17 protein-coding genes and 4 pseudogenes are annotated in these 20,782 nt (G+C 64.4%); 14 read left to right on the forward strand and 7 right to left on the reverse strand.

Going from position 1 to position 20,782, the window contains the following annotated elements:
* Positions 1-759 precede the first annotated feature (759 nt).
* The 3 genes and pseudogenes from ACIQAK_RS24060 to ACIQAK_RS24070 all read right to left on the reverse strand — a co-directional run bounded on the left by ACIQAK_RS24060 (position 760) and on the right by ACIQAK_RS24070 (position 5,019).
* Positions 760-1,501 (reverse strand): annotated as a pseudogene (locus ACIQAK_RS24060) (transposase family protein).
* Between the two features lie 266 nt (positions 1,502-1,767).
* On the reverse strand, positions 1,768-2,448 hold the full coding sequence (locus ACIQAK_RS24065) for a hypothetical protein (protein WP_366391184.1): 681 nt from the start codon (positions 2,446-2,448) through the stop codon (positions 1,768-1,770).
* An 18-nt stretch (positions 2,449-2,466) separates the two neighbouring features.
* Positions 2,467-5,019: a hypothetical protein gene (locus tag ACIQAK_RS24070; protein WP_366391185.1), complete on the reverse strand. Its 2,553-nt coding sequence runs from the start codon at positions 5,017-5,019 to the stop codon at positions 2,467-2,469.
* 1,027 nt (positions 5,020-6,046) lie between these two features.
* Here ACIQAK_RS24070 and ACIQAK_RS24075 point away from each other — a divergent pair.
* From ACIQAK_RS24075 to ACIQAK_RS24095, 5 genes are all read left to right on the forward strand, one after another.
* The gene (locus ACIQAK_RS24075; RefSeq protein ID WP_366391186.1) at positions 6,047-6,487 is read left to right on the forward strand and encodes a hypothetical protein; all 441 of its coding nucleotides are present in this window, start codon (positions 6,047-6,049) and stop codon (positions 6,485-6,487) included.
* Positions 6,484-8,643, forward strand: coding sequence for a hypothetical protein (locus ACIQAK_RS24080; protein WP_366391187.1), 2,160 nt, complete (start codon positions 6,484-6,486; stop codon positions 8,641-8,643). Before ACIQAK_RS24075 ends, ACIQAK_RS24080 begins: the two co-directional genes overlap by 4 nt.
* A 78-nt stretch (positions 8,644-8,721) precedes the next feature.
* Positions 8,722-9,402, forward strand: a complete 681-nt coding sequence (locus tag ACIQAK_RS24085) for a hypothetical protein (protein WP_366391188.1) — start codon at positions 8,722-8,724, stop codon at positions 9,400-9,402.
* A 31-nt stretch (positions 9,403-9,433) separates the two neighbouring features.
* Positions 9,434-9,652, forward strand: a complete 219-nt coding sequence (locus tag ACIQAK_RS24090) for a hypothetical protein (protein ID WP_366391189.1) — start codon at positions 9,434-9,436, stop codon at positions 9,650-9,652.
* A 263-nt stretch (positions 9,653-9,915) separates the two neighbouring features.
* Positions 9,916-10,896 carry a hypothetical protein gene (locus ACIQAK_RS24095; protein WP_366391190.1) on the forward strand — a complete coding sequence of 327 codons (981 nt, stop codon included), beginning with the start codon at positions 9,916-9,918 and terminating at the stop codon, positions 10,894-10,896.
* On the opposite strand, the pseudogene ACIQAK_RS24100 reads toward ACIQAK_RS24095, so the two are convergent.
* Positions 10,818-10,981: pseudogene (locus tag ACIQAK_RS24100) on the reverse strand (transposase family protein); the annotation flags it as partial. The gene ACIQAK_RS24095 and the pseudogene ACIQAK_RS24100 sit on opposite strands and share 79 nt — an antisense overlap.
* Here ACIQAK_RS24100 and ACIQAK_RS24105 point away from each other — a divergent pair.
* The 4 genes and pseudogenes from ACIQAK_RS24105 to ACIQAK_RS24120 form a co-directional block, all read left to right on the forward strand.
* Positions 10,973-11,215 (forward strand): annotated as a pseudogene (locus ACIQAK_RS24105) (transposase family protein); the annotation flags it as partial. The pseudogenes ACIQAK_RS24100 and ACIQAK_RS24105 sit on opposite strands and share 9 nt — an antisense overlap.
* A gap of 281 nt (positions 11,216-11,496) precedes the next feature.
* On the forward strand, positions 11,497-12,636 hold the full coding sequence (locus ACIQAK_RS24110; RefSeq protein ID WP_366391191.1) for an ABC-three component system protein: 1,140 nt from the start codon (positions 11,497-11,499) through the stop codon (positions 12,634-12,636).
* Positions 12,633-13,109 carry a three component ABC system middle component gene (locus ACIQAK_RS24115; protein WP_366391192.1) on the forward strand — a complete coding sequence of 159 codons (477 nt, stop codon included), beginning with the start codon at positions 12,633-12,635 and terminating at the stop codon, positions 13,107-13,109. The genes ACIQAK_RS24110 and ACIQAK_RS24115 overlap by 4 nt, the downstream gene beginning before the upstream one ends.
* Positions 13,106-15,052 carry a DUF3732 domain-containing protein gene (locus ACIQAK_RS24120; protein ID WP_366391193.1) on the forward strand — a complete coding sequence of 649 codons (1,947 nt, stop codon included), beginning with the start codon at positions 13,106-13,108 and terminating at the stop codon, positions 15,050-15,052. The genes ACIQAK_RS24115 and ACIQAK_RS24120 overlap by 4 nt, the downstream gene beginning before the upstream one ends.
* A gap of 294 nt (positions 15,053-15,346) precedes the next feature.
* On the opposite strand, the pseudogene ACIQAK_RS24125 reads toward ACIQAK_RS24120, so the two are convergent.
* Positions 15,347-15,631, reverse strand: a pseudogene (locus ACIQAK_RS24125) (HNH endonuclease); the annotation flags it as partial.
* 133 nt (positions 15,632-15,764) lie between these two features.
* Between ACIQAK_RS24125 and ACIQAK_RS24130 the strand changes: the two are divergent.
* Positions 15,765-16,562, forward strand: a complete 798-nt coding sequence (locus ACIQAK_RS24130) for a hypothetical protein (RefSeq protein ID WP_366391194.1) — start codon at positions 15,765-15,767, stop codon at positions 16,560-16,562.
* Between the two features lie 215 nt (positions 16,563-16,777).
* On the opposite strand, the gene ACIQAK_RS24135 is transcribed toward ACIQAK_RS24130, so the two are convergent.
* Positions 16,778-17,239: a hypothetical protein gene (locus tag ACIQAK_RS24135; RefSeq protein WP_366391195.1), complete on the reverse strand. Its 462-nt coding sequence runs from the start codon at positions 17,237-17,239 to the stop codon at positions 16,778-16,780.
* 499 nt (positions 17,240-17,738) lie between these two features.
* Between ACIQAK_RS24135 and ACIQAK_RS24140 the strand changes: the two genes are divergently transcribed.
* The 4 genes from ACIQAK_RS24140 (at position 17,739) to ACIQAK_RS24155 (ending at position 20,174) form a co-directional block, all read left to right on the forward strand.
* A complete protein-coding gene (locus ACIQAK_RS24140; RefSeq protein WP_366391196.1) occupies positions 17,739-18,200 on the forward strand; it encodes a hypothetical protein in 462 nt (153 codons plus the stop codon).
* Positions 18,201-18,811: 611 nt separating this feature from the next.
* On the forward strand, positions 18,812-19,030 hold the full coding sequence (locus tag ACIQAK_RS24145) for a hypothetical protein (RefSeq protein WP_366391197.1): 219 nt from the start codon (positions 18,812-18,814) through the stop codon (positions 19,028-19,030).
* A 30-nt stretch (positions 19,031-19,060) separates the two neighbouring features.
* The gene (locus ACIQAK_RS24150; protein WP_366391198.1) at positions 19,061-19,564 is read left to right on the forward strand and encodes a helix-turn-helix transcriptional regulator; all 504 of its coding nucleotides are present in this window, start codon (positions 19,061-19,063) and stop codon (positions 19,562-19,564) included.
* 34 nt (positions 19,565-19,598) lie between these two features.
* On the forward strand, positions 19,599-20,174 hold the full coding sequence (locus tag ACIQAK_RS24155) for an ImmA/IrrE family metallo-endopeptidase (RefSeq protein WP_366391199.1): 576 nt from the start codon (positions 19,599-19,601) through the stop codon (positions 20,172-20,174).
* Positions 20,175-20,192: 18 nt separating this feature from the next.
* Here the strand turns inward: ACIQAK_RS24155 and ACIQAK_RS24160 are convergent, their stop codons facing one another.
* Positions 20,193-20,606, reverse strand: a complete 414-nt coding sequence (locus ACIQAK_RS24160) for an ATP-binding protein (protein WP_366391200.1) — start codon at positions 20,604-20,606, stop codon at positions 20,193-20,195.
* Positions 20,607-20,782 lie beyond the last annotated feature (176 nt).

Below are 20,782 nucleotides of genomic sequence, written 5' to 3' on the forward strand. Positions count from 1 at the left end.
GCCACGCGAAGGCGTGCAGGAGCCACCCGTCCGCCGCCCTCCCTACCCACGGAGAGAAACCGCAGGTCGAACCGGGACCAGCCGCGTGCCAACCGCAGCGCAGCACTACATCGGCTCGGCACCGGTACGCATCCGCTAGGCTGTCCATGGCCGGACATCAGCACGTCCGGTCCCGCCTTCGTGGGATCTGTCTAAAACCCCAGAACAGCAGGTCGCGGGTGCGGCCGTCGACGTCCCAGAACGTCTTCTCCCGATCTCAAAACGCCCAGAGCCCGTCTCGCTGTGCAGGCGCCCCGCACCTAAGGTCGGCGCACAAGACTCCCCAGAGCGATGGCCGCTGCTGATTTAGTGCAGCTGCTCCAGACTCCACATGCGGAGAGCGAACCTTGCAGTTCTTAAGCGCCTTGCAGCTCCCGAGCTGCCCCGCAGGTCGCCCGGGAGCTGCTCCAGACCGCAGGTAGAGCGTGACCTCCGGTCACGCCCAACAACGGTTGGCTGAAGCATGCGTATCCCAAGGGCTGAGATCTCGACCTCGCCGGATGCGGCCCTCCGATGGCCGGCCCGGGCCCCCTCGTGGTCAAGGAAGTGGCACCTGCCCTGCTGTCCTTGACAGGTCTGAACCAAGCCACGCTGAGCTTGGAGGCCGCAGGTCTGCGGCGACGGTGCTGCGCGCCAGGGCTTTGGGGGCCAGCATGCCCGGTGCGGCCGATTCAACGGACGGCAGCTGCAGGAGGTCCGACGATTGAGCCTCTTCCAGCCTCATGCTGACGCGTGGTGAAAGACGAGGACGGCCTTCACGATGTTGGTGATGCGGTTAGTGCTGCAGCGGAGTTTCCGTAGGAGGCGCCAGCCCTTGAGGGTGGCCATGGCCTGCTCGCCAAGACAACGGATCTTGGCGTGGGTGGTGTTGGCGTCGCTTCCACTGCTTGATGTGGCGGCCTCGAAACGGAACCCGGACGGGCCTGCCGGCTCCTTGGTATGCCTTATCCGCCCAGCACGTGAGGCCCGCTGCGGCGAGCGCGTCGATGATCTCGTGGTGCCGGGCGGCGGCCAGGTCGTGGGGCGAGGCGGGCAGAGCCGGTGAGGTCCACAGCAGACGGCCGAACAGATCGGTGAGGGCCTGGACGTTCATGCCGTGACGCTTGTGTTTCCCGGAGTAGTACGGGGTGTCGGCGGCGATGCGGTCGATGGGCAGCAGGGTGCCGTCGAGGATGACGAACGCCTTCGTCCGGATGGTCTTCATCGCCTCGGCCAGGGTCGGGACTGGGGCGGCCAAGACCGCGATGGCTTCACGTATGTAGCGGTAGACGGAGGCGATCCCGGCCGCGAGCTGGGCGTAGGTGTCGCCGCACCGCAGGTGGGCCAGGGCGAGCAGGGCCTGACGCGCCACGGGAAGCCGTCGCCACCGCGTCCCGATGTCTCGACGCCTGGCCGTCAGCTGTCCGGCCGGGAACCGCAGGGTGCGGGTGGACAAGTCGATCGAGGACGGATAGACAAGCACGCGAAGCTCCTGGCGGACACGGGCGATCTTGGTCGAGAAGCCGTCTACCAGGTGTGCAGAACTGTCCACCTCGCGGTCAACGCCGCCAGCTTGGAAGAGGCTCAGTCCTGGGTGGGTGCGCGTCAGCATTCTCCGTCCGCCACACCGACGCGCGGGCCCGAGCGGAAACCTGCCGGATCATGGCCTCGGAAATCCCCTACTCCATAGCATGGACGGGTGCTACGCAGGCGGCGTTGCTGACGGTGGCCGACGAGCGTCTTCGCAGATCATGTCGGTGTTGGCCGTGTCTCGTCGCAATAGGGAACGGCATCCGCGTCTCTTACGGCGTCGCCGCACAGAATGATCTTCCAATCCAGTTCAACCGTGCGGTCGCCGGGATGCCCGTCGATCGCGTAGTCGATCCGCACGTGGTCAATTACCCCGCCTCGCGGGTCGACCTTGACAATGAAGAGGAGTTCGGTGAAGCCACGATCGTACCCATTTGCGCAAGGGCGCTCGATAGCGTGGCCTGCGCGTAGCGATTCAAACTTACCGGCTATCTCGTGGCGAGCGCCGCTCTCCTGGTCTACAAGTTCTGGCGGATTTCCCTGAGCCGACACGAGGACGCTTGCATCAGTATCTACCTCACGCAGCATCAGGTCGACATCCAGTGGACGAACTGGAGTTTCGTACCGCACTCGATTGATGGTGACCGTATGCTTACCCTCCACGCATAGCAGGTGGGCGCCGAAGGTGCCGACCCACGGATGGACGCCGGGTTCGCTCATCACGACGTAACCACCAGCGTTCCGGGCGTTCAGAATCTCGGTGGTGGACCGAGGCATATCCGCGGCTGTCGAGAAGAGCACGAGTACACCCGCGCCCGCGAGCAATGCTCTACGGGAGACCAGGCGGATGGCCCGCCAACGTGATTTTGAAACGCATTGGCGGACCATCTCAAAGAACATCGAACTGCTCCTCACTCGTTACCGGGGTAGACCTCGGCAGGTGGTGCACGGCGGTTCGCCGACGCCTCGCTCACGCGATTCTTCGGCGCTACTCTTTCCGACTTCGAGCTTGAGTTGTGAGCGATTCACTTCGAACGGAACCAGCTTGAACGAAACAAACCTTGGCCTGTAGATACTTGGATCTTTGTAATGCGCCCCTTGGGCCCCTACCGTCGAGTCGAAGCTGTTGACGTTGTAGGACAGAGTCCATCGACCACCAGAAGCCAGAGTCGGGTGAGCATGTGCATTGTAGGCGAAGATGTTCTTGTCGCCATAGCTGCCAAACAGGCCAACCTCGGGCATATCGGTGAGGACATCATGGTCCAGGAGGCGGCCGAAAGCCCATGGCTGGCAGTTGGACCAGATACGGATCTTGCCACTGAAGGCATCGATGCTGTCCTGACTGATCAGGACGAACGAATTCCCTTCGTCCCATTTTGTCACACTGAATTCATTCGCGATTCCGACTGTGGAGTGGGTGCCGTCTTCCCAGTCCGGCATCCATGCCATTAGATCCGCGTTATAGAACACCCATTTGTCGACTTGGGACAGGTCGCTACCCTTCACGCGAGCGATCCTGAGCGCCTTATTGGTTGGCGCATCGTCGATACCATAGATGTATGTATACCCGTCACCACTCATCGATGCGGGCAGGATTGCTGCACCCCATTGGATACGGCTGCCACGGCTCGACGAAACCGGTATCTCTGTCACTGATTTCGGGCTCTTCAGGTTGTTCAGCGCGAAGGTTGCGACAACTACCTTCTCCATCCCGAAGTCCCAACCACCAGGACCGAACTTCTCCCACTGGTGGTATATGACTTGAAGGTGATTCTCGTTATCGACCTTTCCTATCATTCCATCGCCAAGCCAGTACCACCGCGGATGATCCGCAGTGGATGTCGCGGGCGGAGGCATGATCGCAGCCGGGGAACTAGATGTCCCTCCCTGCACTGTCGAAAGCGAGCTCCCGTCCTGGATCACGAACGTGTTATTTACCAGTGGGGCGCTAGTGGGCCGAGTTCCGTTCGAGTTGAGGGGTCCGAGGAAGGTGTCCGAGTACAACCAGAGGATCCTCCCGTCCGGCAAACGGACCGAGTAGGTTGAGTCGCCTCCCGTCCACCCGTTGGAAGTGTTCTTGGCATAGTTGTTGAACGTTGCCTCCGGAGCCGCCTTTCTCTGCACTGCGGTTGCAACCGGAATTTTCGAGTTGGAGCAGTCCTTTATCAGAATCTTTGAGAACTGGCCGACCTTACTGGCGAGACCCGGCTTTTCATCCGATCCGCAAAGCCAGTTAGCGCCGCCCGCTCCACCCATTTTGTAGGTGATCGTGGAGTCTTTGGACCATTCCCGCTCGACCTTCAAGTCAAAGCCACCCGACCAGCCACCTAGCTCCGTGATTCCCTTGGAAGCTTTCCAGCTGTTTCCCTGCGAACCTCCCTCGCCATCGGATCTGCTCCATAGCGATGCCGTCACTGGTCCGCATTTCGAGAAGTCGCTGCCGATCCAATTCGGTCGATCCACAACCTGGTGCCTCGCCGGACCCGTGTACGCGCTCGGATACAGGACGTGCCAGGACTTCATGTTGTACGGGGGCACGCTGCACTTGATGAGCTGGTACCTCACCTCCACCTGATACTTGCGCGGTTTACCGACGTCGTCACCGGCGGCCGCTCCCCACGCCGGCCACTCGTACGTCTTCCCTGACGTCATGCTCGAGCTGCTCTCGTCCGACCAGCTTCCAGTCGGAAATTCAAGGTTTACGGCGACAGTGAACTTCGCCGTCGACCCCTCGGTGAACTTCATGCCGCCTCCCCCGTCGTCAACAGGGAAGGTCTCACCTATGTCCGCCCAGGCGTCATACTCCTTCTCCACCTTTTGAGTTCCGCAGCGGTCAATGTCAGCGTCAAGCGTGCCGGGCGCTTGCTTCATGGTGACATCAAGAAGGACCGGTTCCACCGCCGAGATTCTTGGCCGAGCTCCCGACGCTGGGTGCTCCAGAGGGTCCACCCATTTCCGCCCACTCAGGTCGTCACCAACGGATCGAACCGAGGCGGTGGTGAAGGACATTTTCCCAGTCTTCGGATCGACAATCTCGATCTCTAGCTGAGCGATATCACCTTCCCAGATGAACTGCTTCTCCAGGCTTTTCCGGTCAAGGACGATCGCGAACTCGTCACCTTCTGCCGTCACTGCTGACCGCGGCAAATGGAAGCGAGGCACCGTGTCACCTGGTTCGAGCTTCTTCTGGATGTCTTCATTCGGCCGCGCCCATACGTCGATGCGCGCGCCCTGAAGCCGAACGTCATCGCTCACGCGCCCCGTCAGGGCAACGGTCCCCTCGACATCGAGCGATACAGGTTCCGGTGCGACCTCTTCGCTGTCTGCGCCTATGCGCGGGGCCTGCACCTTTGTTTTGGGTGCTGCCGGCGCCTGCTCCAGTGGCTCGGCCTGAGCCGCTCCCGCGCCCAGCAGAATCGCACCAGCCGTAGCCAGCGGCAACGCACTTGAACTGAACGCTCCGTTTACCACGCGTCTCCAGCGCGCTATCTTCTTAGTACGCCTCACTACGTCTCCAGACAGGGTCGATTGTGGGGTGTGAGGGGCGCCCAACGACCAGGGAGGGTGCCCCTCAACCTCTTGAGGCTGATCGTGCTGAGTGGTGTCTGACAGATAGAACTAACCGATGCCGTGCCACATGGGGCAATTTCTGTACGGATACACCGGTAGACCTGACTCATCTAAGCGTGCCGAGATTAGCAGGCGCATGCCAATCGAGGAAGCAAAGTAGATCATTTGTCCGTTAATCACTAACGGAACTGAGCATTTCTTGAGGTAGCAATCATTCCGGTTACAGAACTGTCTAGTGTCCTGAGTCGGTAGTTCGCTTGCGGTTGCAGGGTTGGGCAATGCATGGCTCCGAAGCCGTTGCCGCTGGAGCTGTCCGATCACGAACGCCGGGTGCTGGTGCTGCGGGGTTGGTTGCGCAAGCAGACGGCGTCGCAGGCACTGGTGCTGCGGTCAAGGGTCGTGCTGGCGTGTGCGGAGGGCCTGCCGAACGCGCGGGTCGCGGGGGACCTGGGCACTCCCCGTCCGCGTCCCGCCGGAACAACATCAGCTCGGCCACCGGCGCTCCCTCCCATGATCTCTACAAGGAACCTCTTCCAACCTGACGGGTGGTTGGAAGAGGTTCATTCCCCGCCCACAAGGGCACTCCAAGATGAATTCTTCTGCGACACGCGGAAAATGAGAAACCAGTCCCCATATTCACAGCGGAGTGGTATGAGCCAACCATTGGCCAAAGGTGGGCAACTCCCTCACCTTTCAGCCATCACATCACACCCGACAGGATGGCTGATTCGATTCGAGCCCAGGAGATCACCGACGCCGGTGACCTGGCCATCCCATGATCCATTACTCCGACCCCCGCCTCGGAGAATGGCTCGTTCCCTCTTCGCTACTGAAAGCGATTTCCGGACGAGAATAAGTTTTCGATTGCCAAGCCAGGAAGTCAATCCCACTCTTATCTCTCAAAGTTCCAAAGGCGAGTAGGGGAATCATGATCGACGAGTTCAATGTGCCGGAACTAGCCACCAGTGGCGCGACCATGCTCGTGGCGGAAATGGTGAGGAGCTCCTGGGAAGCTGTACGGGAAGGGATGGTCGGCATCTTCCGGCACGGGAGTGAGGCACGTGCCGCAGAGGAGATCCATGACCTCGACCTCCGCCACCAGAGTGTCGTGCAGAGCTCCGAAGAGGAGCGGGCCGCGGTGGAAGAGCAGGTGCGCGGGATGCTCTCCATCCAGCTCGCGGGGTTCCTGCAGCGCCACCCGTCCGCCGCCGCGGAGCTCTTCGCACTCGTCGACGAGAAGCAGGAGTCAGAGCCGGCCAGCGGTACAGGACCGGTCATGACCGCGAAGGGCAACACGGGCAGTCAGGTTCTCATGTCCGGGGGTTCCATCACGGGCAGTGTCTCCTTCCGCGGGGAGCCGACCCAGTGACCTACGGGTTCGGCGCAAACGCGGATCAGCCGCCCCCCGCGGCCGAGGTCAAGAACGACCTGGTCCACATGCCGGCCCTGCCTGACAAGCCCCCGGAGCCGCCGCTGGAAGCTCGACCCCTGGGTGATTCGGTGGGGAAGGAAGAGGGATTACGCCAGACGGTGACGGGGGCGGTGAACTCCCGCATCATCGTCGCTGCCGGCCCCGTCACCCTGCACGAGAAGCAGCCCCTGACGGTTCTGGCGGTTTCCGAAGCCGAGCTGAAGGTTGTCCGTGAGGCATGGGTGAGCCAGAGTTCGAACGGTGACCAGATCACCGTGGCCCGTGACGCCGCCAACCTGGTGCTCTCCGGGCATTCTGCCCTCGCCGTAGTCGCTGGCCCGCCCGGCACGGGAAAACGTACGGCCGCGATTCGCGCACTGCGCCAAATCTCCCTGGCACGTCCCCACGAAGGTCAGCCGCTCGCGCTGAAGGAGATCCGTCCGGACTGGGAGGACATCGCCACGCCGGACATCGCACTGCTTCCAAAGGATTCCGGGACCGCCTACCTCTTGGATGTCGCCTCCGAGATGTCCCGGTGGACGGCTCCCGGGAAGGCCGCCGAGGCTCTGCTGCAGCATGCCGGGAATCTGGAGTCCCTGGGGTCGTGCCTGGTTGTGGTGGCCGATGATCGAAGCTGGCCAGAAAACTCCTCCGGGGCACTGAACACGGTCATGCAGCGGGTGAAATTCCGGCCGTACGCAGAGCTAGTAGCGTGCGCACACCTGGAGTACGTGTACCGCAAACCCAGCCTCAAAGCACTGTTCAACAAAGCAACGGATGGAAAGGAGGCAGGGGCCGCTTCCCATCTCCTCACCGAGGACACCAGTCCGGCCCACGCCGCACGCCTGGCCGCAGGGCTGGCAGCCTCGGACGGCACCACAGTCGGCATCGAAGCCGCCATCGCCGCGTTTCAGAAGTGGAGCACCGACGTTATCGGGGTGTTCAAGAAAACTGAACAGAACCCCGAGGACCGGGCCCTGCTGATCGCCGGCCTGTTCCTCAGCGGTTCCGATGCCCTCACCGTCCAGGAAGCCGCCCGCAAACTTCTCGCCGATAACACCACCAAAAGCGTGCGCGACGTCCTGACCGGCCCCGACCTAACCACCCGCCTCGAAGGCGTCCACGCCCGTGTGACGGACCGTACCGTCGACTTCGGTCACAAACCCGGCTACGCGAAGGCAGTGCTGCTGCACCTGTGGCACCAGCGGGCCGACATCCACGACTACCTGCTCACCTGGCTCGACTCGATCGTCGCGGACGAGTCCCACTCGGCGCAGCTCGCGGGGATCAGCGACCTGCTGGTAGAGCTTGCCATCGCGGAGAGCGACTTCCGCGTGGTGGAGAAGATCAAGAAATGGATCGACGGCAGTAGCGACGAGAGCCACCTTCAGCTGATCGCACGCGTCCTGGGCCGGGCCGCCGTGTCCAGATCCCTGGGCCCGGAGGTCCGGTCGAAACTGCTGACCTGGGCTCAGGATCCCTCCGAGTCCGTGCTGCGCGTGGTGGCCCTCGTCTGCACGGGCGAATTCGCGGACCGCTACCCGCGCCAGGCACTGATCCGGCTGCGGCACATCCTCAACCGGCCGACACCAGGCCGCGCGGTATCGGACGCGGCGACCGCTCTCCAGCTCATCGCAGCCAAGGAAGGACAGCTGCCCACAGTCTGGCGGATGGTCAGCCGCTGGATCGACACGGACAAGAAGGAGGACAGGAACGGCGTACACCGAGCCTTCCTGGCTCTCCTCGATCCGGAGACCGACCCGTACGTACTCCAGGTCATGCTGGAGGCAGCCCACCAGGACACCAGGGTCGAGGAAACCATCGTCAAGGGGTGGAAAGCATCCCTCGACAACACACACGTCGACCCCGAATGCCGCCGCTTGATCAAGGGCTGGGCCCAGGCCCGCTCCGAAGACCTCGTACGCCGCGAGCAGACCGCCAACATCCTCAACAGGATCATCGAGCAGCACCTGGTGAGCTCCCCAATCTCCGCGCTGCTGTTCGGGGACTCGACCGTTCGCGACGACAAGGCTGTCATCGAGCTACGACGTGACCTGCTGCTGCCGGCACAGCTGGCCCGCTTCCAGCTCGACGCGCCAGCCTCGGAGTCGTGATCGCGACCAGTGCCCACACGATCCGAACGAAGAGATAAGAAAAAGATCCGCTCGGGGCTGGCACGTATCGAGGCGCGCGTGCGCAGCAGGCACGAGGGCATCGGGTTCCACGTGGTGATGGCCGCCACCGTGCACAGCGATCCCCCGTACGCGATGGACGCGCAGGAGGTCATCAACGAGGTACGGGCGCGGGTCCGACACCATGCCGCCGACGTCCTGCAACACTGCGAGGCCTACGACTTGCCCTCGGTCCAGGACCACTGCGCGCGCGCACTGTCCCGCGTACGGTCGCTTGCCTGCGATCCGCCCCTGAGGTTCGCCGCCACGGTAGTCGTGGACCTGCTCCCCGACGACCAAGCCGCAGTGGTCGTACTCCTGGCCGCTCAGCGCCAGCAGGCACTCGAGGACACCCTGCGGCGCCAGAAGGCACAGGCCATCGCCGAAGAGCTCGCCGATCCCGCCACGGCGCTCCTCCACATGCTTCAAGGGGAGATGGCCGACTGGTCGAAGGCGACAGAGGACAAGGCCGCCTCGCTGGCGCGAATATTCGCCCAGTACCGGCCCCCGCACCCTCAGGGGTCCGAGTATGCGCTGGTCGAGGTGGTCCGCCATTTCCTCGACTCCTTCACCGAGCCGGAGCCGAAGAGGATGCTCTACGAACTGCTGGCCGGGAGCATGCGCGCCGCCAACCGCCCCGAACAGGCCGTCAGTGTTGAGCAGCTCATGGATCTGTCGGCCGATCCGCAGGAAGTGCTGTGAGACGCGCGGGACATGGCGGGCGGCACCGCCGATGAGGACTGGGATATGGCGCTGGGTTCTCGCGCCGAAGACCAGCTGGGCGGCCTGGAAGCTCCACCGGGCCAGTGACAGCACCATCGACTTCGACGTTGCCTGGCGCCAGGTCCGCCTGCAACGCCACCCCGACGAGGTCGATTTCCGGTCCGCCGGCCACCGCTGCAACGGGATGCCTAAGGAGGAGCCCGTCTGCGACCCTCCCTGCCCGCCCTAGAAACGGCGACGAGTGCCTCGGGCATCCCGAAGCAGTGAGCTTCTTCGAGTTGGCCACCTATTAGTTGATGAGCCGGGAACGTAACGAGCGAGGCCCCGGTCTGTTGATCGAGATGCCTGACATCTCACGCAGTTCCTGGGGTGACGCGGACATGGTTTACTCCTCCGCGCAGCCAGTTGGCGGCGCGCTCAGGCCATGGCCACCGGAGCCCTTCAAACCGGTGCCGGAGGTGGTGCGCGAAGAGTCGGGGATGAGAAGAACGCATGGCTGAGACCTCGGTCAGAACGACCACTGGGCTGATGGGCTATGCGGCCATGTCGTTTATGACGGCGGTATTCACCTGGGGAGTCTTCTTCTGGTATTTCGCCGTGCGGGCGCTCATCCTGGGCGGCTCGTGCGGGGCGAGGTACGGCGTTGCCTGTGTCCCGGGAACGGGATGGAACACCCTGATGGTCGTGGTGCTCACGCCGACCGTCTGTGTGGCCGTCTCCGTTCTCAGCAACGAGATATACGGCCCGGAACGCCGCGGTCATGAGTTCTACCGGGTTGTCCTGGCAGCACTCCCCGTGGCAGCCCTGGTAGATCTTGTGCTGTATTCTCAGGATTTCGGCTTCAGTGCCTGGCGGCTCGTGGGCGCCATTCTGTGCCTTGCCCTCATCGCCATCGTGACGGTGTGGACCATCCGGACGACCGGCCTGCGCGGAGCCTTCTGGTTGATGAGCCCCAGCAAGATTGTCGCGCTGGGTACCGATCCGGCGCTGCGTGGTCTCTACTATTCAGAACTCGATGTTCCTGGTATCCAATGGCCTGGCTGCTGTTTGCCGCCTTTCTCTGGCGCGCTGGGTCGGCCAGCTGATCGCTTGAGGCTGCTTCTAGTGACCAACCTCCATGCCCTGCGAAGAACGGAGGGACTCGAATCTGTAGGTGTCAGGGCCGACGGGGGGTGCGTCAACCACTTTGGGCCCCAGGGCGGTTATATGGGCGTCATCCGCGCCTGCTCGGCGAACAGCGACGAGGAGCCGACCTTCCGCTCCTTCACGTACTCGACGCCCTCGCGGATTAGGGGATCCGGTCGAGGTCTACCGTCCGGGCCGAGCTTCAGCGCTGCCCCCTACAGCGTGAGGATGGCCTTGGCGATCGACGCCATGCGGTTGGGGCTGCATCAGGACCTGCGGAAGATGCGCCAGGACTTCAGCCTCGCGACGCCGCCTTCGACTGGTGCTCGTGCTGCGGCCAATGCCTGATTGCGGGACTTCTCGGTGGGGGTGAGTTCCTGCAGGTTCTGTGTTCGACGCTGATTGTCAGCCATGGGCCGGCACCCTGGCAGGCCGCGCCTACACAGGCGCCGGACCTGGGGTCACCGCCGGGCGCAGACGCCCACCTGGCGGCCGGCTGCCCCCTACAGAACAGACGGTCAACCGTGCACTGGCCACGTCCCGAGCGCCCGTCGAACGCGCGATGGCACGACTCAAGTCCTGGCGGGAATTCCGAAGATCGCGATGCAGCCCCAACCGCATGACGTCAATCGCCAAGGCCGTCCTCACCCTGGAGAAGCAGCGCTGAAAACGTTGAGTGGCGGGTTCGAGGGCGACGACGGCTGACGCGTCAAAGACCTCCATGTGTCTCTTCCGACCAGCCCCTGGCGTACCCTCCTCGCCGCCACGACGTACCTGGTCCGGCAGAGAAGCGCATGCCTCGTGCCACCCCCTTTGCGGATCAGGTCTCTCGTGGAATGATCGCCGGACCGGTCTGGCTCTGGGGGTGTGATGGCAGACGGAGGTGAACAGTACGAGGCATCAGCGTCCGCTCTGGGTTACCTGTTCCAGTTCGCTAAAGCTCTGCACATGTGCATCGAGCAGTGGATGAACACTGGCCCGGACTGGAGCATCGCGGTCGAAGCCGCAGACGATATCGAGCAGCACGTGGGCTCCATGACCGACCTTCTTCAGCTCAAGCAGCGTGCCGAGGGCGTGCGCCTGACCAACACCTCCAAGGATCTCTGGAAAACTCTCCGGATCTGGGCGGAAGCGGCTGCAGCAGGGCGGTTCGACCCGGACACCACAAATCTCTACCTGCTCACCACGGCAGAGCTCCCCGAGGGCAGCGTGGGGTTTCTTCTCCAGCACCACGCCACAGGGAATCGCGATGAGGGCCTGGCCCTGACGCTTCTCTGCGATGCGGCGAAGGCATCAAAGACCACAAGCACGGACCTGCGAAAGTCCTTCGCAGCTCTGACGGGACTGGCCGAACCCCAGCAGGCCGCACTCCTCGCACGGATTCAGGTCGTCGGAGGTACTGAGGACATCTCCGAAGTCCGCACCTCCATGCTGCGGCTGGCTGCGGTAGCCGCCGGTCACAGCGCAGCCCGGTCCTTCCTGAACAGGCTGGAGGGCTGGTTCTACGACCGTGTGATCGAGCAGATGCGGACACCCGGTGGCAGCCCGGTGACTGGTGTCGAGTTCGACGAGGTCTTCACCGGTCTGCAACGACAGTTCCAGTACGACAACCTGCCTATCGACCGCGACATCATTGGCATGTCCGGCAACCTCGGGGAACAGGCGGACAAGGTCTTCGTTCAGCAACTCGGACTGATCGGGGTCGGCTCCACACGCATCGGCTACGCAGTCCGGGACTATGTCCGCGCCTTTGCCCAGCGCTCTCGGTGGCTGAACGAAAGTCTTCTGCGCGCTGGCGAGATCGGTGAATACGAGCGGCGACTGGTGGAAGAATGGGAATCCCGCTTCGCGGTGATGGAAGAGGAGTTGGGCCCGGAGGCTACCGAGGAACAGATGAAGGCCGAGGCCAGGCTGATCTACCGGTGGGTCGACACCGAGGCCCGTTTCCAGATCCGAGATGGCTGTGACGAGGTATTCGTGACCAAGGGCTCCTACCACATGCTCGCCGATGAGCGCAGAGTCGGATGGCACCCGGACTTCGCCGCCCGGCTGATGCAGCTCCTCGAGCCTGCCGAGGCTCGCGGATGAACCTGAGCCGCGAGGAGCGCGCCCTGTACAACCCCGCCTTCACCGGGCTGCTCTGCACCCGCTCCGTCCAGGGGTACGCGCAGCAATTCGGCGGCGCCTGTCCCCTGCACCTAGCCGTGGTGGCCGGGATCATGGCCCTACAGCCCTCGATCAGAGCAGAGCTTCCCCGCACGATGAAGTCCGGCTTGATGAAGTGGCTCGACACGCACGAGAGTGTCCGCATCGCGATGGCCAGGAACGCGCCCTCGTTGGCCGCCGTAGTACGCCCTGGGGTGCTCTTTGCACTTCAGACCCGTGCGCTCACCACGTCGGACGCAGGGCTCGTCTTGGCAGCCGGCCCCACGACGCTAGAGGTCACGGGGGCCACCGAACAGACCATCGCGGCCCAGAGGGCAGCCCTGTTCCTCGGGCGCTGGCTGCCCAGCACGGGCAGCCTCACCACTGTCCTGACCCTCCTCGGAGTCAAACCGTGACGTTCCAGATTCAAGCGGTCACCATCTACGGCAAGCAGCCTGGCCAGATGAACGTCGTCCCCTTCAAGACAGGGGCCCTGAACATCGTCACGGGCGACTCCCGGCGAGGCAAAAGTGCACTGCTGACGATCATTGACTACTGCCTTGCCAGCTCCGACTACCCGGTCAAAGCAGGCAAAGTCCGCGACTACGTCAGCGCCTATGCCATCACCCTTTCCAAGCCCGGCCAGCAGCTCTTCGTCGCACGCCGTGCTCCGGAGGGCAAGGCCGTCAGCACCGTCATGTGTGTCCTTACCCAAACCCCCGGGGCTCCTCCCCCCATCCTCGAAGAGCTCCGCTTCTCGACGCCCGGTGACGTCGCCCGCGGGCTCCTCAGCGACTTCTGCGGCATCGACAACACCGTCCGTGTTCCGGCCGTCGGCAAGAACACGCTCATCGCCCCTTCTGTGCGCCACGCTCTCTTCTTCTGCTTTCAGGCTCAGAACGAAGTCGCCAACCCCGACGTTCTCTTCCACTCTCAGGGCGAGGACTGGAAGCCGAACACCATCAGGGGAGTCATCCCGTACTTTCTCGGCGCGGTGGACCGCGACCAGGCACTGCTTCAGAACAAGCTCCGCAATCTGCGCCGCGACTTGGCCGACAACGAAGCCGTGATCGCCGTCTCCGCAGACCTCACCCCGGCCAGCGGCCAGGTTCAGGCTCTGCTGACCGAGGCAGTCGAAGCCGGCCTCCTGCCACCGCAGACCGGTGAGCTAACAGCGGACGTCGTCCTCCAGCGCCTGCGCAACGCCATGACCCATGGTTTCCCGGAGCCCGGTCTGGCGGACGACGATCCCTTCGCGGCCCTCAACTCCCGACGGGCCGAACTGCGTCGGCTGTTCGCACAGACCCGGGCCCAGATCGCTGACCTGAAGGTGGCACTGGCCGAGAACAACGACTTCAACGACCAAGCCTTCGAGCAGCGTGCCCGCCTCACTTCTCTGGGGCTTCTCAACCGAGATGCAGAAGCTTCCGGTCAGGAGCGCTGCCCTGTCTGCGACAGCCGTGTCCCCTCGGCCAACGACACCATCGCCGGCCTCATGCGAGACGTCGCCCACCTCGACGGCGATCTCCAGGCCATCGGCAGCGACACTCCCGCCATTCAGCGCCTGCTCGTCGGCCACGAAACCCGACTGCAAGAGCTCCGCTCCGAGCTGGCTCGCAACCAGGACCAGACCCGCGAACTCACCACCGCGATGCGTACCATCCAGCGGGAGCCGGACGATTTGCGTCGATCCGCCATCGTCCAGGGGCGCATCAGCCTCTACCTCGACACGGCTGCCCAGCATGCCGCAGCGCCGCGGGTTCTGGACCGCCGCGAGGGACTGCGCGAGCAGATTGCGGAGCTCGAGGAGCAGCTGAGCGGTAGCACTCAGGACGAGCGTCTCACCAGCTTCTTGTCGTTGATCAACCAGGAGATCAAAGAGAAGGCCGGGACGCTCGACCTCGATTTCTCGGACTCACCCATCCGCCTCGACATCAACCGCCTGACGGTGATCGCCGACACTCTCGATGGCCCAGTGCAGCTTAAGAACATGGGCAGTGCTGAGAACCATCTCGGTTACCACGTCTCCACCCTTCTCAGCCTCCACGAGTGGTTCACCAGGCACAGCAGCCCTATTCCCCGCGTGCTGATTCTCGACCAGCCTTCGCAGGTCTACTTCCCCGCTGAACCGACCGGCGAGGAAGATCTGCAGACCAACGACCGTATGCATCTGCTGAACATCTTCCAAGCCCTCCACCACACACTGGAGCAGCTTGACGGGAGGATGCAGATCATCGTCATGGAGCACGCCGACCTTGACGATCCCGCCTTCAGCAACCACGTCGTCCAGCGCTGGCGCTACGGGAACGACTCAGCCCTCGTGCCTTCCTCATGGATGGCTCCCGAGAGCGGCTCCTGACAGCCGGTCGCCCGACGTAGCGCGCAGGCGCAACGAGCAACACATATCCCTTCCGCTGAGGAGGCCTGTTGCGATCCGTCGCCTACCAGGAACCGCGTTGAACTGCCCGCACTGCACAAGGATTCAAGGACAAAGGCGATCGGAAGGCCGACGGCGGGCGCCGAAGCCTCTCGACGCCGAAGGTGGCGATACCAGCGGCGCCGACGGCATCAGAGCTGTTGCCCACATACGCAGTTACAGCCCCCCCTGGCCCGGGCCGTAGCAACGGATTGCGGCCCGGGCAGGCAGCCAGGCCTACGGTGCGGGCTCGTAGACGACCGTTGTGCCGCCGCAGTCTTCCGCCAGACCGAGCAGCGCTTCGCGCTCGGCCTCGTCGGCGGCCAAGACCCAGCGGAGCTTGGTAGCCACCCACTCGGCTGTGTACTGGCAGTGGTAGCCACCGGCCGGGGGCATCCACTGGGCTGGGTCCTTATCCGATTTGCTGCGGTTCGACTTGGCAGTGACCGCGATCAGCGTCAGGGGTGATGCCTGGTCGTTCGCGTACGCCTCGCGGCGCGAAGCGCCCCATGCGTACCCGCCGACTGGCGGGGAGCGTCATTCCCGATGTGCGGTATTCGCCTTGCCGGAGCTCTTCGGCTCTGGCTCTGACCGGAGTTTCGTGAACAACTGACGTCCAGCAGGATCGAGGTCGCGTACTGGTTGACTATGTGCCGTGACCGAGATGATCGAAGTACCAGATGCGCAGGGTGACTGGGAGCCTGCGACGGAGTTTCCGGCGAGTAGACGTAATCCGGCGCGGCAGGCGTCTATGTTTCAGAGCGCCACCTGGCCGTTGAGCTCGCTGGCGCTGCTCTCAGTGGACCTGGAGGCAGTGGCGCGGCGGCTGAAGCTGACCCTTGAAAGCTCGTGGGACGGGCACGGCAATGTGCGAGCCGCGTTCTTCGTGCTGGACGGGACGGACTACGTCGTCACCCACCACGAGGGGGACGCTCCGGGAACCCACGTGTGGACCCGCAAGGGTGGGCCTGTCGATCCGGCTGCCCGCGCGGACAGCCTCCTCGCGGCTCTTGGGGTGGGGCCGGAGGCGGTCTCGTATTCCACCTGGGGGGTCGGCACCGACCTGAGACACGTGCCCGCTGCCTGGGGCCGCGGCCGGGGCAAGCCGACGCGGTCACACCAGGACCTTTGGGCCAACTTCAGGAGGAGCCCGGAACTGTTCGTCGGCCGTGTGAGTTTCGGAGCGGTCGTCGCGTTCCTCAACGGCTATGACATCGCCTCCGACAAAGCCCTGCTGGACGGGTTCAGGGAGTGGCTCGCAGCCAAGCTGGGTTACGGCGGGAACCTGGTGTACTGGGTCTTGGCCAAGAAGCTGATCTTTCCCGCCGGCCGCCCCGAGGAGCCCTGGTCACCCGAGGCCGAACAGCACGCCGTGGCCGGCCTGATCGACTTGATCGACGAGTACTTCGAGAGCCTCGCCAGCAATCCGGAGGTACGCCCCGAGACGGTCTGATCGAGAGCCCTGGACTCATCCCCGGGTGAGCCCGAGATATCGGTAGAAACCACACCAGCTCCCACGGTTGCATCAGATGCAACATCGTGGCGTTGAACGTCCCGCCGCAGGTCAGAATGCACCTACCGTCACTTCTACGAGTGACAACCCCATTCCCGATCTGCCCCAAGCCGTCAGCGTGTGGGAGCAGAATGATGCGTTGAGCCCAACTCCGCCTACTTGGAGTCGTGAACCTCAGCGAGAGGAACCATGTGGTCCACATCCAGACCGCCTGCGGCGGTCACGGTGACCCCGTCATACGGGCTCAGCCATGAACCACCGGTGAGCTTGCACTCAGCCCCGACCTGGGGCGCTTCGACGGCCTCGGAGAGAATGACCTCTCGGCGGGTGTCGCAGCCGTCCTCAGCGTTCACGCCGCGGTTCCAGTGCTTGTACAAGTCCCGCTTGTAGCCGTCACGCTGTTCCACCGCGACCGGGATCCGGTCGATCGCCTCGAACAGCGGCAGCGGCGCAAGGCGCCCCCCGGGCCCGCCGGCGAACATCGGCTCCGACATATAAGAGGTGACGGTCAGTTCGCTCCCAGGGGCCGTTGCCGCGGCGGGAAGCGTCCCGGCGAGCAGGGGCAGGGCAGCGAAGGCGAACGCGGGCAGGCCGCGCCTCATCAGGTTCTTGATCACGCCCCGTCTTGTACCCGCCTCCCGTGCGCGGACGGAAGGCTCCCGGTGCGAACTTCACCCGCTCAGCCGCGCCGATTCACCGAAGAAACGATCACTACCCGGTCAGCGCCGACCAGCACCCAGAGCTTTCCGACACGCCTGGAAGCAAGCGGCCCACTGATCCCTGCTCGCTTGCTCCATTGGTCCTCATTGACACCGTGAAGTGTGAGCAGAGAGGCAGAACGGCCGGTCGAACACCCCAGGGCATCCGAGTCGAGAGGGTGCGGCCGCAAGCTGGCTGCGGCGCAGGGCTCGACCGGGCGGTAGACGGCGAGCGGATCCGGCGTACCAGGCGGCAGCGCCAACCGCCCGCCTGCGACCGGACGTTCCGTGAGGCCGGCACCTGCGCAGCCCTCATCCATGGGGCAGCCCAGATTCACGGTGCAACGGAGCCGCAGGCGCGGGACGACACAGCACTCCCCTCCTTGCTACTGTAATAGCAAGGAGGGAAGGTGGCACGGTGACCATCCAGCGCATCCCAGACGCACAACAGGACCGGCGGGCACTCCTGCTGCTTGTCAACGACGACCGGCAGCTACTGCTGTGCGGCGTCTGCCGTGACACCTGGACCATCCCCTCGGTCCAGATCGGAACGGACGCCAAGCCCGCCGACGAGGCGCGGCGCCACCTCACCCGCACCTTCGGGATCAGCGATCCGCAGCTAGCAGCGGTCCGCGGCGTCCACACGTCCGGCAGAGATCAAACCTGGGAGTTCGAACGGGTCACGGAGACCCATCTCCTGGTCTGCCGGATTAGCAACGAGGACGCCCGCTCGGCGTGCAACCGCGATGCCCGATACTCCCTGTGGACACTAGAGGGCCTCCGCCGCCGGCGACGGCAGGTGACCCCTCAAGGCGTGATCACGTTCCTGGCCGGATTCCTGGAGGGGTGGCTGCCGGACGGCCGTCACACGCTCCATTGACCCATCCCTGACAGGGCGCCCGCCCCCAGCAGACACCGCGATCGCGACCCGCCAAAGCTGTTTCAGCGCGCGGCAGTTGATGGACAGTCGACGCGAGATGGCAGAATAGAACTGACGTGCGAGAATCGCCGCGGGTTTCAAGAATTCAACCTCGACTGAGGTAGGATTTTTGAAACTCATCTGCCTGGAGGGGACTTGCAGCGCCTGGATCCGCGGCAGTGCGACGAGCGCTTAGCCGGGCTCGACTTCTCGAAGGACCTCTTCCACCTGGCCCTGGGCCTGGCGACGGAGGACGTGCGCGGCTGCACGGACATGGACGCTCCCTCCATGAGGGGAACGACGTTCTGGAGCCGCACCAACCGGTACCTGGCCGAGCAGCTGACGCCGCTGGGCTGGGAGTACACGACCAGGGACAGCATCCTCCGGACAATCCACCCGGATCGGACGCACGTGGTTACCGCGATCAGCGCGGCCGGAGGAGTCGGCGACCTCGACGCCAAGGTGAGGTCGAAGAACCCGAAGGGCCCGAAGATGGCCCGTGTGGTCGAGAACAACGGCCAGTTCGTCCTGATGACACCGGACGAGGTGCGCTGGGGCGGGAGCTCGACGAGATGCCCACGTGGTGCCTGCTCTACAAGCGGGACGACAACGGCATCTCCGCGGAGCTGTCGCTGCCCGTGAAGATGAACGGTGCATACGTCGACGAGTGGATCGAGCGGATCCCGCTCGATCTTCCGGACCTGGCTGACCCCGGGGTCGACGTCGCACTGCTGGACGACCCCGGTGACGGGGAAAGCCCGCAGGTCATGGTGGAGTACCTGGGGGGCTGACGTACGAGGCAAGACGGCGATGGAAGTGGGATGAGGCACGTGTTCACCCCGGAGCGGCTGGTGCTGGCGCGACAGCGGCGGCGGATGACGCTTTCGGCGCTGGCCAAGAAGTCGAGCGTCTCGGCGCAGAGCATCACGGCATTCGAGAACGGCCGCAAGCAGCCCTCGGAGGACAGCCTCGCTTCCCTCGCCGACGCGCTCCGCTACCCGCCGGCCTTCTTCTGCCGACCGGCGCCCGTGGAGCTGACGCCCGATGCCGTCAGCTTCCGGGCCCCGTCGAAGATGACGGCACTCGAGCGGGACAGTGCACTGAGTTCGGGGACGATCGCGGCCGACCTGAACATGTGGCTGGAGGAACGTTTCAAGCTGCCGGAACCGAGCCTCCCGACGTTCCCGCACCGCTCTCCCACCGAAGCGGCTGCCCAGGTCCGCGCTGCCTGGGGGCTGGGCGAGGCTCCGGTGGTGAACATGGTGCACCTGCTGGAGTCGAAGGGTCCGGGTCTTCTCCCTCGCGCCCGACTGCCTGGACGCTGACGCGTTCTCCACCATCAAGGCCACGACCCCATTCGTGTTCCTGAACACCCGCAAGACCGGGCAGCGGGGGCGCTTCGACGCGGCACACGAGCTCGGGCATCTCGTTCTGCACTGCCAGCACCGCATCCCGCGCGGTCCGGCCGCCGAGGCCGAGGCGGACGAGTTCGCCTCGGCCTTCCTGATGCCGCAGGCCGGAATTCTCGCCCAGCAACTTCACAACGCCTCCGTCGAGCGGATCCTGAGCGCCAAGCGGAAGTGGGGAGTGTCGGCCATGGCGCTGACCTACCGGTTGCGCAAGCTCGGTCTGCTGTCGGAGTGGCGGTACTCACAGACGGCCAAGGAACTGTCCCGGCGTGGCTACCGGCGTGGGGAGCCCGACGCCAAGGAGATGGCCCGGGAGTCGAGCCAGCTTCTCGCCAAAGTCTTCCAGGCTCTGCGTGGCCAGCGCATCTCCCCCCAGGACGTCGCCGCAGATCTGGACATCTCACCGGCCGAGCTGAACGAGTACGTCTTCGGGCTCGTTCCGGTGACCGCTGTCGTGGGCACCGGGGGCGGCGACAGCGGCGCAGACCAGGCTGCGCGGCCGGCCCTGCGCCTCGTCCGCAACTGACGCCCGCGCGAAGCCAGTTCACCAGGTGGTCGGCACTCTCGCCCAGACGGTCTTGGTGCCGCTCGGCGAGCGCGACCACCCCCATTGCGAGCTGAGCCGGCCCACCATGTGCAGACCTCGCCCGTCGCTGTCCAGGGGTGCGGTCGGGCGCGGAAGCGGTGGCGCGGGACTGCTGTCGGTCACAGCACAGATCACCGCCTCCTCCCTGCGCATCAGCCCGAGCCATGCACGGCCCGGCTGCTGAGCGGGAACATCCGCGCGCAGCGCGTACTGGATGGCGTTGGCCGCGAGTTCCCAGGCCACGGTCACCACGGTCTCCCCGCCCGAGGCCGCGCCCCACTGGTCCATGACCGTGCGGGTGAACGCCCGCACACCCACACCCGACTCCTCCTGGGCGCTCAGACTCTTCGCCGCGAACCCTGCAGCGCTCACCCCCAGGGCAAGACCCCAGTCCAGGGGGTTTGAGAGAGCGAGGTTACCGATTTCGGGTGGGATCATTCCGGCCAGATCGGCGAGTTCCCCTCCGTCTAATTCGTGACTCTCAGTCATCAAGCCTGGTACGCACGCCATCCGCCCCTCCACGCAGGTGATCAATAGCTCCGGACCAC

This window comes from Streptomyces sp. NPDC088706 (assembly GCF_044752765.1).
GTDB lineage: Bacteria > Actinomycetota > Actinomycetes > Streptomycetales > Streptomycetaceae > Streptomyces.